Annotated in this window: 11 protein-coding genes; 1 reads left to right on the top strand and 10 read right to left on the bottom strand. The window is 62.6% G+C overall.

Annotation, left to right across the window (positions count from 1 at the left end; translation table 11 throughout):
* Nucleotides 1–77: 77 nt before the first annotated feature.
* The 7 genes from D9M09_RS00920 to D9M09_RS00890 all read right to left on the bottom strand — a co-directional run bounded on the left by D9M09_RS00920 (nucleotide 78) and on the right by D9M09_RS00890 (nucleotide 8,758).
* A complete protein-coding gene (locus D9M09_RS00920) occupies nucleotides 78–659 on the bottom strand; it encodes a nucleotidyltransferase family protein (RefSeq protein WP_121668382.1) in 582 nt (193 codons plus the stop codon).
* Nucleotides 660–661: 2 nt separating this feature from the next.
* Entirely contained in the window at nucleotides 662–1,666 is a 1,005-nt protein-coding gene (locus D9M09_RS00915) for a DUF4424 family protein (protein WP_162995532.1), read from the bottom strand.
* Complete coding sequence (locus D9M09_RS00910; protein WP_070221591.1) at nucleotides 1,666–4,497, bottom strand: ATP-binding protein; 2,832 nt, start codon at nucleotides 4,495–4,497, stop codon at nucleotides 1,666–1,668. The genes D9M09_RS00915 and D9M09_RS00910 overlap by 1 nt, the downstream gene beginning before the upstream one ends.
* 8 nt (nucleotides 4,498–4,505) lie before the next feature.
* Nucleotides 4,506–5,240 carry a hypothetical protein gene (locus D9M09_RS00905; protein WP_070221592.1) on the bottom strand — a complete coding sequence of 245 codons (735 nt, stop codon included), beginning with the start codon at nucleotides 5,238–5,240 and terminating at the stop codon, nucleotides 4,506–4,508.
* On the bottom strand, nucleotides 5,233–6,603 hold the full coding sequence (locus D9M09_RS00900; RefSeq protein ID WP_092608970.1) for a hypothetical protein: 1,371 nt from the start codon (nucleotides 6,601–6,603) through the stop codon (nucleotides 5,233–5,235). Before D9M09_RS00900 ends, D9M09_RS00905 begins: the two co-directional genes overlap by 8 nt.
* 268 nt (nucleotides 6,604–6,871) lie before the next feature.
* Nucleotides 6,872–7,639, bottom strand: a complete 768-nt coding sequence (locus D9M09_RS00895; RefSeq protein ID WP_121668380.1) for a DUF3108 domain-containing protein — start codon at nucleotides 7,637–7,639, stop codon at nucleotides 6,872–6,874.
* Nucleotides 7,640–8,758 carry a DUF3108 domain-containing protein gene (locus D9M09_RS00890; RefSeq protein ID WP_240453520.1) on the bottom strand — a complete coding sequence of 373 codons (1,119 nt, stop codon included), beginning with the start codon at nucleotides 8,756–8,758 and terminating at the stop codon, nucleotides 7,640–7,642.
* 149 nt (nucleotides 8,759–8,907) lie between these two features.
* Here D9M09_RS00890 and D9M09_RS00885 point away from each other — a divergent pair, with 149 nt between their 5' ends.
* Entirely contained in the window at nucleotides 8,908–9,618 is a 711-nt protein-coding gene (locus D9M09_RS00885; protein ID WP_070221594.1) for a PhaM family polyhydroxyalkanoate granule multifunctional regulatory protein, read from the top strand.
* Nucleotides 9,619–9,639: 21 nt separating this feature from the next.
* Here the strand turns inward: D9M09_RS00885 and D9M09_RS00880 are convergent, their stop codons facing one another.
* Genes D9M09_RS00880 through D9M09_RS00870 form a run of 3 tightly spaced genes read right to left on the bottom strand, consistent with a single transcriptional unit; the run spans nucleotide 9,640 to nucleotide 12,381 of the window.
* Complete coding sequence (locus D9M09_RS00880; RefSeq protein WP_240453519.1) at nucleotides 9,640–9,903, bottom strand: hypothetical protein; 264 nt, start codon at nucleotides 9,901–9,903, stop codon at nucleotides 9,640–9,642.
* 16 nt (nucleotides 9,904–9,919) lie between these two features.
* Nucleotides 9,920–11,650, bottom strand: a complete 1,731-nt coding sequence (locus D9M09_RS00875; RefSeq protein ID WP_121668379.1) for a tetratricopeptide repeat-containing response regulator — start codon at nucleotides 11,648–11,650, stop codon at nucleotides 9,920–9,922.
* Nucleotides 11,651–11,661: 11 nt separating this feature from the next.
* Complete coding sequence (locus tag D9M09_RS00870) at nucleotides 11,662–12,381, bottom strand: sensor histidine kinase (protein ID WP_070221596.1); 720 nt, start codon at nucleotides 12,379–12,381, stop codon at nucleotides 11,662–11,664.
* Nucleotides 12,382–12,504: the final 123 nt, after the last annotated feature.

Raw genomic sequence — 12,504 nt, 5'->3', positions numbered from 1 at the left:
GGAAAGCACTATTGGAAAATTGGCAATTATAGGCAATTTGTATCCACAGTGCATTTAATTGCTTTTTACACCACATTTTACCAGGCGATGATGGTGACGCGCGGCCAGCGCGCCGCATAATCCTTGCTGGCCAGGCGCTGCGCATAGCCGTCTTCGCTGATGCGCGCCGGGTTGCGCCGGATCACCATATTGAACAAGTCATCGAGGCCATGCGGCGCGACGATGCCGATCTCGCCGTCAGGCTGCAGATAGATGCCGACAGCCGTGGCGAACTCGGGCCAGGAAGCGATGGCGTCATCGAGCGACAGCAAGGGCGGCACGGCGTAGCCAAACTCGTCTTCAAACCACAGGTGCACCCGGGCCTGGTTGCACACTTCCCACGGCACGCCGGGCAGCGCCGTTTCCAGGCGCTGGCGCAGCCGCACCTCGCTTTCCGCAAGCACATCGTGCGCGTCGAAATACGCCACGTCGACGTCGTTCAATGCCGACGGTTGGGTGAAACCGTGCAAGGCGTCCCACACGAGCTTGCGCACGGCGCCGGCGCCGATGCAGCAGTGGGGCAAGCCCAGCTGCGCCACGGCGTCCAGGGCCTGCATGCACCATGGCGTGGCGCGGGCGATGGCGCGCAGGCGCGCGGCCAGCGCTTCCTGCGTGCTCATTCCTATGGCCGGATCTGCGGCGCCACGCCGTCGTTGCTCACCGTGCCTTCGACATTGCCGAAGTACACGTCCAGATCCTGCTTCGGACGGAAGTTGCGCAACTTGACTTGCAAGGTGGTGGGATTGATTTTGGTGAATGTGCCGGGGAAGCACAGGCTGACCAGCTCGTCCGGCTTGCCCTTGATCAAATTCATGGTGAAGTCTTCAATGCCATTCTTCCAGGTGTTACCCGTCGTCAAAATGTACGACACCCAGACGGCATTGACGAAGCCGCTTTCGCCCTGCTGGGCCGCCAGCCGGTTCCACGTCTTGTAGAAGGCCTTGTCGCCGCAGTATTTCTTTTCAAAGGTATTGCCATCGCCCAGGTAGGAGGCGCCGGGGCCGGCTGCGACGAACGGCGCATATTGATGACGCACGCGCACGACTTTACCGGCAGGGAATTTCTGCTGCCACAAGTAGATGACTTTCACGGTCCAGGCCGGTACCCACTCCTCGTCGTACAGCTGGGCCAGCAGACCCTCCTTGATCATGATCTTGCTCTGCGCGGCCGTCAGCGGCACCACTTTCTTGTCGAACGGCGTGTGCGAAGGGAAATACGCGATCTGCGCGTCGGACAAGCCCAGCTGGCGCAGGCGGGCCGTCACGTCGGCGCTGCCGAGCTTGGCGACAAACGTGGTTTTATACTCCTTGCGCTTGCCGTCCACGTCGACGGTAAACTGCTGCGGCTGGCCGTAATACGTGGGTGAGCCATGGTAGCCGGAAGAGTATTCGGGCAAGGGGAAGAAGATCGTCTCTTCCACATCCTTGGCCGATTCATTGAGGAATTCATACTCGACCTTGATCAAGTCCGTGCTCACGCTGAGCACTTCCTTTTTCATGGCCACGGCATCCGTCTTGCCGAACAGGATGCCGCCCGCGCTGACGGAGCCGATGCCGTCGTTGGCCATGGCTGGCGCCGAACACGCCAGCGCCAGGGCTGCGGCCAGAACAAGCTTGCGCACGGTCATCACGCCGCCTTGCCCGGTGCGGGTTCGATCCGGCGCTGCAGCACGAAAATCGGTTGTGCCCATTGGGTATCCTTCTTTTTCTTACTGGTGATCAAGGTCAGCTCCGAGGGATCATAGACATCCGTGTTGTGCGTCAACGGCGTCGTCATCAGGTATTGCGCTTCCGTATTTTTCAGGAATTCGCCGACCAATTGAATATTGCGGATATCAAGGTGGGCAAACGGTTCGTCGATGAAGACGAAGCCGCCGGAACCGTCTTCCGATTTCAGCAAGCCGATCAGGAGCACCAGCGACTTCATGACCTGCTGCCCGCCCGACGCTTCGCCATCATTCATGCCGATGACGCCCTTGCCGTCGAATTTGAAGCGCACGTGCAAGCCCGCCTGCGACAGCTGCACATCGTCGTTTTCCAGGCGCACGGGGTCGGCATGCACTTCGATGCCGGCCAGTTCGCCCAGCTCCTTGATGTTCTTGCTGTAAGTCTTGATGGTGTAGCGCAAGCGCTCCATGTAGGCGCCGCGGGCATTGCCCGTCGCTTCGATGGCGCGGTTGTTCTGGTAGCGGCGCTCGTCCGTTTCCGACTGGCGGCCATGCAGCTGCTCCGACAGGCGGTGGTGCTGGTCGATGACGGTGGCGTCCAGTTCCCAGTCGTCGCGCGCGAGGCTGTTTTGCAGGCTGGCCACGCGCAAGTCGACCTGGTGCGCATTCTGGTGTTCGGCCACAAGCGCCGCGCGGCGTGCGGGACGGCGCCAGCTTTTCGGCAGGTGGCGCCACGCATGGCGCAGCGCCAGCAAGGCGCGCGCATGCTCGGCGCGCTGTTCAATTTGTTTCTTGTAGCCAAGGCGCGAACCCGCTTCCGCTTCGGACAGGGCCAGGCGTGCGTTTTGCCACACGGTATCGGCACGCGTGCGCGCCACAGTGGCGTTCTTGGTGAGATTTTGCAACTCGCCCAGGCGGCCGCCCACTTCCAGGCGCTCTTCCTTGAGCGGCTTCGAATTGCGCAGCGCTTCGGCAAATTCTTCCTGGCGCGCACTGAGTTCCTTGGCCGCGTCGACGCCGGCGATGCGCGCTTTCAAGGCGCCCACTTCGGCCGCCAGTTTCGAGATCGCCAGGGTGAGCGTGTCTTCCTGCCCTTCCAGGCCCGGCAAGGAGCGCAGCAGCGCTTCCAGGCGGCCGCTGCGGCCAGCCTGGCCGAAGCGGTAGCGCGACGCTTCCACGAACAGCGAGCGTCCGCCGCGGCGTTCACGGTGATACGCCTCGGGCGTGATCCACTCTTCGTGGTTGCCCAGCTTGAAGCCGGCTTCGACGGAGTCGACGCGTGCAATGCGCGACAGCTGCTCGATCAGCCAGCTGGGCACAGGTGCGGAAAATTTCACCACCGCCAGCAAGCTCTCGTCTTTGGCGACGGGCGCCGTGACCAGGTCCGGCACGATGAAGTGGCGGTAGCGCTCCTTCTCGGCCAGGCGGTAGGCAGCGGCAGCATCCTTGGCCTTGTCGAGCAGCACCACCGAGGCGTAACCGCCCAGTACGCCTTCGACGGCGCCCTGCCAGCGGCTGTCCGTCACTTCGACGATGTCCGACAGCATCGCGTGCGATATCCCCGCGTCGCGCAGCGCGCGGCGCATGCCGCGTACATTGTCCGGCTCCGGCATGGCCGTCTTGCCTTGCAGTGCGGCAATCGTCGCCTGCTCGCCCGCGATGCGGGCCGACAAGGCGTCGCGCTGCTGGCGCTGCTGCAGCAATTGCGCTTCCTTCTGTTCCAGCTGGGCCGCCACTTCGGCGATGTCGCTGCCCGAGTCGGCCGCCAGCTTGTGCAGGCGGTCCTTCTGTTCCAGCAGGCTGTCCAGCGGTTTCAGCTTGGCATTGATCAAGGACAAACGGCTCTGCAAGCCGATCGATTCCTGCTCCAGCAGGGTTTCATTCATCTGCGCGTCGGACAGGGCTTTCGCCTGCGCGGCCAGCGCATTGCGTTTATCCGTCAGTTGCTGGTCCGCCTGCGCCATCGGTTTGCGCGCATCGCGCAATTGCCGGCTGGCGATGGCCGCCTTTTCGCGCGCCTCGTGGTATTGCAGGCTGGGCAGCACTTCTTCCAGCAGGTTGCGGCGTTCCTTATGTAAACCTTCCCACTGGTGGTAATTGGCCACGCGCAGGCGCAAGCCTTCCAGGTTGGTCTTCGACGCCTCGAGTTCCGTCTCGAAACGTTTCAGCTCCACTTCCGTGTCGCGCTGGTGGCGCTTGGCTTCGTCGTAGGCATCGAGCACTTCCTTGTCGCCGAACACCTGGAACACCAGGTCGAGCAGCTGGCGCGGCGCGTATTCGCACAATTTGTCCGTCTCGCCCTGCTCCAGCGCCAGCACTTTCGACATGGCGGGCGACAGGCCCGCATTGGCCAGGCGCTTGCGGTAGTTTTCCACGCCGAGCCAGTCGTTGGCGTCCGTGATGTCCTCGATCTGCACATTGCCCGGACGCATCAGATACTGGCGCTTCCAGTCGCCGCCATTCTTCTGGATCTGGCAAAACAGCGTTACTTCATCATCGCTGAAGAAGCCGGAACTGCGGAACGGGCGGTTCGACAGCTGCTTGCCCACGTTCTTGTTGTCGACCACGGCGCGCAGCCAGGCCGTCTGCTGGCCCGAATGGCGCGCATAGTGTTTATACGTGCGCCCCATCGAGCAATCGAGGCCAAACAGGGTGCGCAAGGCGTCGAGCAAGGTCGTCTTGCCCGAGCCGTTCTGCCCCGCGATGGTGATGATCTTCGCGTCGAGCGGAATATTCTTGATGCGCTGCCAGTAATCCCAGTGCACCAGTTCAAGTGATTTGATATGAAACATGGGCGCTTTCAGTGAGGAAGGTCGGACGCGGGCTCGTCGCCCGCGTCAGGCAGGTCGCCGATGTCGGCGGACAGGTCGGCGGACAAGTCAGCGTCCAGGTCGACGGCCACCAGGCGCGCCGGCGCGCGCTTGAACACGTCGGCCAGGGCGCCGTTGATGATGCGTTCTTTCAAGACGTCCGTATCCATCATCAGGTCCAGCAGCGGGCCTTCCAGGATGACATCCCCGCGCCGCTCGATGAAGCCCAGCTTGGCCAGGGTGCCCAGGTTCATGTCCATGCGCGTCTTCTTGCCCAGCTTGTCGCCGAAGTCGGACAGCAGCGCCTTGTAGGAAATGCCGATCGACGCGTCTTCCGCGCGCGGCAGCGGTTTTTCCGTGCCGAACATGTCATTTTGGTCGTCGTCCGCGTGCTGGTGCGTTTCCTGGCGTTCGCGCTTGGGCAGGATGATCTGCGCCCACAGCACCACCAGCAAGGCCACGCCATCGCGCGCCAGACCGAAATTATTGTTTTGCCACACGTCGCGCGCGCCGAAGATCTTCGGCTCGATGGTGCGCGTCAGGGCCAGGGTCACATGGTCGGCATACACGTTGTCGAGCAGCTTCAAGCCGCAGGCCAGCAGGCGCGCATCGATCTCGGCGCGGAACAGCTCGTCGGACAGCACGCGCTTGACGAGCTTGTCGTCGCGGCGCAGGGTTTGATGCGTGAGCAGGCGCGCAATCAGGATTTGGGAATCGTCATTCATCGGCGGTGCCGCTATCTAAATCAAGTGAAACATTCAGTGAAAGCGAGGCGATCGACATGGCCGCCACATGGGGGTCGGTCAGTTGGACCATCTCGTCGGTCGGTGTAAAGGTGATCGGCAAACGGGCCAGTTCGGCCGTCGAGCCTTGCAAGCTCGCTTCGGACACGTCGCCCAGCAGCGGCAGCATCGAGGCGCGGTAGGACGCCACGGCAAAGCTGGCCGGCAGCAGCGAATCCTGCACGGGAACCGATTTCGGTCCTTCTTCGCCGATACTGGGGAAATTGCCCAGGCTGGCAAAGTTCGACAGGCGTTCGAGCAAATCATCGAGTTCAAGCTGCATGGCGGGACCGTCGCTGATGGTGGTGGGCGCGTCCTCTCCGCTGGGCAGGCCCGTGTTGATGACGCCTGCCGCCCGTTCGGACAGCAGTTCCGTTTCCGCCACGTCGATCATTTCGGCCGGCGTGGAGAACAGGGGGACGACGGGCTGGTCGATGGCGCCTTCGGCCAGGCTGGCCAGGTCGTCGTGCAGCAAGAGCCAGCGCTTGATGTCGGTGGTCGACAGGCCCGACTGGCCCAGGTGCACGCGCTGGCGCTCGATCTGGTTCAGGGCGCGCGAAAACATGCCTTGCATGTTGAGCAACTTGCTTTGCGCCCGGCCGATCGCCTGCGCCGCCTTGTGCGTGGCGCTGTCCGCGTTTTCATCGGAGGTGATGGCCACGAGAATCTCGGAACCCTTTTCCACCCAGTCGCAAGCCATGTTCCACTTCGCCTGCGCCGTGCGCAGCCGGAATTCGGAGCCGGAAGCGATGGCGTCGGAAAACTCTTCCGTCAAGTCCACCAGGCGGCCCAGCAAATGCTGGAGTTGTTCGACCGATACGCCGCCCACGGCTTGCGCGCCCGCCACCTGCGACAGCAGGAAGCCCATTTCCGCTTCGTCTTCCGTCTGGCCCAGGCCCAGCAAGCTGTCGATGGCCGACAGCACATTGCGCGCCATCGGTGTGACGCGGTACACGCCCTGCTGCGCATCCCAGGCCAGCAGCTGGTTCGAACGCAGGCGCAGCAAGACCGTTTCCAGGCTTTCCGGCAACAGATAAGCAAGCTTGGTGTTGATATCGGCGCGCGTATAGGCGGACGTGGCGGCATCGGACGCCAGCTCGCGCAACACCAGCAGACGCACCAGCACGCCATCGAAACCGCCGTGAAACAGGGCCGTAAACACTTGCAGCAAGGGCTGCGCCCGCTTCAAGTGAAATACCTGCTCGATTTCATCGGCCGAAATATTGGGCTGGAAATGCGCCTGCAAGGAATCGTGATGCTCTTGCTCTGTCTGATTTGCATCCGTAGCCACGGCTGCACTTGCCATTATATCAATCATTCTTTTCCGGATGAGTGTTCAGCGGGCGGCGCGGCGGGCTAACGCAGCGCTGCGGGGCGGGGGCGTCAGTATATCAGTTCTGACATGCAATTCGACTTGTGGAAGAGGGGCGATGGCGCTGTCGACAAGCCGAGTGTTGCATCAGCAAAAAAACCAACAGCGAAAATCCGGGGTCAGACCCGGCGGGTCTGACCCCAGCATTTGCCGTTAGGGGTGAAAAATAGAGAAAATCAATATTTGCTATGATAGCAAGCGCTTACTTCTTGACGATCTTCTGCAAGGTTTGCTCGACGTAATCGCCACCGTCCGCGTCGGCGAATGTCACCTTCACGGGATACCATTCCAGCGACGGCGCCAGCCACAGGTCCACTTGCTGGCCCTTCTTGTCCGGCGGCGGCGCCTTGACCAGGTGGATGGCGGCGACCTCCCCCATGCCCGTGGCGACCGTCTCTTCCTTGACCACCTTGAAGGTCCACGGCTCGGCATCATGCGCGCCGGCGACGAAGAAGGCCCATTCCGAGCCGGGGACGAATTTCTCGGGCGCGGCGCGCGCCACGCTGGCCAGTTGCCAGACGGCGCTATTGCGGTCCTGTTCGCCGCCTTTCAGCGGATAGGTTTCATCGCCTTCGCCAAAGACGATGGTCTTGCTGTCGCGCTTGAAGGTGGTCGTGACGGCATCCTTGCGGAAGCGCTTTTCCACGAATTGAACGGGCGCCAGGCCGTAATCGTCGACCGCGCCTTCGCTGCGCTGTTCGAGGATCTTGCCGAACAGGGCCGCCTTGGTTTCGGCCAGCAGCGAGTACTTGCCATCGCCCACGCGCCAGTTGCTGATCGATTCGCCGGACAGCGCAATGCCGCGCTGCCTGGCCTTGATCGAATAGACGAGGTCAGCCGACGGCGCCAGCTTGTACGGGCGCTTGACGACAGGATGGTCCACGGGCTCGTTCGCCGCCATGGCGGGACTCAGGGTGGCGGCCAGCAGGCTGGCGATCAGAACGCGTTTCAAAGTTATTAAAGTAGTCATTTATTTTCCTGTAGCGTCATTGACGCGAATTTGGGTCACGGTTTGCGTGGTGAGCGCCCCGTTCGCTTCGGTATTGCGTATTTGTACCGGATACCATTGCATGGACGGCGCCAGCCAGATATCAAGCTGCGACGAATACGTGCCCGGCTTCGGCGGCCGGCGCAAATGCCAGGTCACCAGGCGGCCCATCTTGGTGTCCAGCTCTTCCTCGCCCACCAGCTGGAAGCGGAACACGGTCGCTTCCTTTTCCTCGCCGACAAGGATGTCGATATTGCCCGCCAGCTGGTTGACGTCGGCACGGCCGATGGCGGCCAGCTGGAACGGCACGGTCGCCTTGTCCTGCGCCCCCTCCTGCCATGGCACCGTCGCCGTCGTGGCTGAAAACGTGATGGTCTTGGCGTCGCGGTTGAAATGCGTGGCCGTTTGCGCGCGGCCCTTGCGTTTTTCCGTGGCCGTGACAGGCACGATGCCGCTGCCGTCGATCAGGCCCTCGCTGGTCAGCACCAGCAGGTTGATGCGTGTGATCAGCATGCTCAGGCCCACTTCCAGTTTCAGCTGGTACGTGTCGCCCCGGTTTTCCCACGCCATGCCGGCCACGCCTTGCCACTTGGTGCCGTCCGCATCGCGCCGGTCCACGTGCAGGTCGAACTGGGCCGAAGCGGGCGCATTCGTCTTGTAGCGCCGCGCCTGCTCGACGGGCGGTGGCGGCGGCGCGGGAGCCGGCGCGGCAGCTTCCGCCACGGCGGGCGCGGGCGCCGTGATGGCTGGCGCGCTGGCCGCCGGTGCCGCGGGCGTCACCGGCCCTTCCGGCGCGTCGCTGGCAGGCGCCGTCAACTGGGCCGACTCGCTCGACGGCAGCTCCGTCGGCGGCGGTGGCGGCGGCAAGCGAGGCTCGGGCAAGGGCCGCAGCTTGGGCGGCGGCGGCGGCGCCACCGGCACGGGTTTGGGCGCCTCGGCGATCAATGCCATGCTCACCACCTGCGCATGATCCTGCCCCAGCGGCACCATGCTGGCATGCGAGGTGAGCCATTCCAGCGCCACGTAATGCAGTGCGCCGATGACCGCGACAAAAATGACGGTGCGGCGGCGTGGTGGCGAAAAGAAGGAGTCAGGCATCATAGGCCGTAGTGTAACGCCTTCCCCCCACTTCCTGCTTCTTGCCTGTGCTCAACTCCTGCTGTTTTATGTAAGAAAATGTTGGCGGCTTTGCGTCAGTTGCAAGCTGATATCTGCTACGCTAGGCACATCCACCTACCAGGAGATTTCGCATGGCAAACCCGCAAATGCCCCAAATGCCGGGCGCAGCAGTTGTGACCGACACCCTCGACTTCGTCAAAAACCTGTGGGGCAGCATGAGCGTGCCCGGCATGGGCGTGCCCGGCATCACTGCGCCCACCATGTCGGTGGAAGAGCTGGACAAGAAAATCAATGACTTGAAAGCCGTCGAAGCCTGGTTGAACCTCAATACCAGCATGCTGCGCGGCAGTATCCAGGCATTGGAAGTACAGCGCGGCACCATCGCCACCCTGAAATCGATGGGCGCGTCCCTGGCCGCGGCCATCACCCAGCCCGGTGCCAGCGAGAAAACCGTGTTTGAATCGGTGCCCTACGCTTCCGCGTTTTTCCAGCAAGCGGCACCCGCAGCGCCAGCGCCTGAACCGAAACCGGCGCCTGCACCCGCGCCCGCGCCCGAACCGGCTGCGGCGGCGCCCAACGATGCCGGCAGCCAGGCGGCAGCCCAGCTGGCCAATCCAAGTGCCTGGTGGAATTTGTTACAAGATCAGTTCAAGCAGGCCGTGTCGACAGCGATGTCGCCCGATGCAGCCAGCGCGGCAGCGGCCAGTTTTGGCGGTGGAGCCACGGCCGGCAAGTCCGCCAAGCCGGCAGAAGCAGGCATGGCAGCCAAGGCCAAAGCCCCGCTGCGCAAGGCGCCGGCAAAACGCGCGGCACCCAAGTCCAAGGCGCCAGGCAAATCCTGACGTCGCGGAGAGGCGATGTGATCAGGCGATACGATGAATGCGGATCGCCTCGATCTGATTGTCGGCCTGGCGTTTTACGTCACCGATCGTGATCAGGCCTTCGTCGGCCAGCGCCTTGGCGTGCTCGTACGAAGACTGGAATGTTTCCAGCGTGTCTCCCTTGGCGGCCACCGGGCGTACCCAGGCAACGGCGCCGACTTTCATTTTTTTGTATACTTCATTGACCACATCACGCATAGTTTCTTCCTTATTGTTGTAGAGCAACTCAAGCACGGGCGAACCCACGCTGGCCCCTAGTTTATCATCCGGCACGCTCCCGCACGGCTTTTCCCCCTTTTTCCGGCGCCGGCGGCGCTTTTTCCGCCACCTCGACAGCCTCTTCCGGCCCGGGCGGGGGCGTCAGCTGCACCAGTTGCTCCATCAATTGCGCAAAGCGCTGCTGGCCCGGTGCAATTTTGTCTACATACAACAACACTTCCATCGCCTCGGCCGCCAAGTCCGCCTGGTAGCCGCGCTGCTCCAGGAACGATACGATGATTTGCGCGGAATTGAACAGGATGCGCAGGTTGTTCGGCAGTTTTTCGCGCGCCGCGCGCATCCAGGCCACCGCTTCGTTGAGCTTGTCCGTCTTCCACAGCAGCACGCCCTTGTTCATCAAGTCCGACGCTTCCTTGCGCGAGGCGATGATCAGGCTCGTGCCTTCGTCGCCCATCTTCGCCTTGTCGAAGATCTTTTGCACCTCGTCCTGCACCACCTGGTTGTCGTGGTTGTTCTTCACCACGTAGCACAGCAGGCCGGCCGGCGCATCCTTGACGCCGACGGCGAACAGCAGGGTCGCCAGTTCCATGCAGATGCTTTTCTCGGGCCGCGCCGGGTCTTCCAGCAGCATGGCTTCGAGTTCGTCGCCGCACTTGCGCGCGCGCCGGTAATCGCCCGTTTCGTGGTGCACCATGCCTTCCGTGATCTTCGCGCGCAAGCCGATCTGCTCGGGCGAGAATTCGCGCTGCGCCAGCAGCAGCCACTGCAGCGCCTCCTTGGCATCCTTCTTCAGGCCGCACACGCGCGCCAGTCCCAGATAGGCGTCCGGCGTCTTCATGACGGAAAACTCGCCGATGGAAATACACTTGCGAAAAGCCTTTTCCGCCATGCTGACATTGCCGATCTTTAGCGCGGCGAGGCCCAGGTTGCGCTGGCGCGGCACGGAATTGGGCGACAGGCGCGCCGCCTTTTCCAGCACGCCGCACGCTTCCTCGTGCTGGCCCATCAGCTGGTAGGCGACGGCCATCTGGTCGTAGGCGTCGATGTAGTACTTGTTCTCGACGATCACGCCCTGGAAGATCTGGCGCGCCGCCTCGTGCTCGCCGTTATTCATGCGGATCTTGCCCAGGCCTGCCTTGGCCCAGCTGTAATCGCGCTCGGCCAGCACTTTTTCGTACACGGCGCGGGCCTTTTCCGGCTCGCCGCTTTTCAGCAGCAACGACGCCTTCATGCGCAGCAATTCCAGCTCGTGCAGCTTGTTGACTTCGATCTGCGCATCGCACAATTTGGCCGCGCGCAGATAATCCTTTTCCATGCAGGCCTGGTCGATTTCACGGAACACCTGCTTCTTGTGCCACACGCGGTTCAAGCGCGTCAGCAGCACGCCTTCCGTGATCGGTTTGATCAGGTAGGCGTCGGGCTGGTGCTCGGCCGCGCCCATCACGGATTCCACGCTTTTCTCGGCCGACACCATCAGCCAGACGCTCGACGGCGCCGTCAGGTTGCGCACGCGCGTCTCTTCCAGCACTTGCTGGCCATTCTTGCCTTCGCCCAGGTTGTAATCGCACAGCACCACGTCGTAGCGCGTCTTGGCCAGCAGCTTCATGGCTTCGCCGCCGCTGGCCGCCTGGTCGATATGGCGCGCGCCCAGGTTGCGCAGCGATTCTCGCAGCAGGATGCGGATGCCGATGAAGTCGTCGACCAGCAGATAATGTTTGTCGGCCCAGTCGGTGCTGCCCGCTTCGGCGGCGGTGGCGTGGCTGTCTGTCGTCATGGCATCCTCGTTCAGGGCAGGCGCAGGATGAAACAGCCGCCGCCCAGGGCGCCGCCATTTTCCAGGGCGATGCTGCCGCTGCTGCCCCGGTGCTTGTGCATCTTTGCCACTTCGCTGGAAAAATACAGGCCCAGGCCCGTGCTGTTGGTGGAAAAATTCACGCCGGCGGTCATGCCATCCATGGCCGCGCTGCCCGCGTCGAGCAGCGCCTGGGTATAGCCGTCGCCATTGTCTTCCACGCGCAGCTCGAGCATATCGTCGTGCTCCCGCACCGACAGGCGTATCGTATCCTTCGTGTAGCGGATGGCGTTGTTGATGGCATGCGCGAGCACGCCGATGACCAGGTCTTCATCGAGGGTCCAGATCAGCTCGGGCGGGCAAGCCGTCTGCAGATGGATGCCTTTCGAGGCCAGCAGGATCTTTTCCTGGTCCACCACCTGGTCGATGACCTGGCTCACCAGTTGCGGCTGTACGTCGAAGGGGTAGCCGGGCTTGCCCACTTCCTTGTACAGGGCCAGCAGCTGGATCAGGTTATCGTTGAGGCGCTTGGTCTGGTACAGCATCTGCGCCATCTGCAGATAGGCGGGGTCGGCCTGGGGCGTCGGCTTGGCCTGCTCGGCCGCCAGCAGCGACTCCAAAGTGCCGCTGACGACGCTGATCGAATTTTTCATGTCGTGCACGGTCGACGCCAGGAACAGGAATAGCTCGGGCGAGCTGTGTTGATCTTCCACCGGATATCTCCTTGGGCCGCAGCTTGAATATTGCCAAGGATAAATTATACCGCCAGCCTGCGGGCGCCAGCCAGCCGCGCGCAAAGTCCGTGATTTGACGCAACAATGCCGCCCCGCTTGCGC

The organism is Janthinobacterium agaricidamnosum (assembly GCF_003667705.1).
Classification (GTDB): domain Bacteria; phylum Pseudomonadota; class Gammaproteobacteria; order Burkholderiales; family Burkholderiaceae_D; genus Janthinobacterium.
Note: the sequence above shows the minus strand (reverse complement) of the source record. Positions and strands in the feature narration are given on the sequence as shown.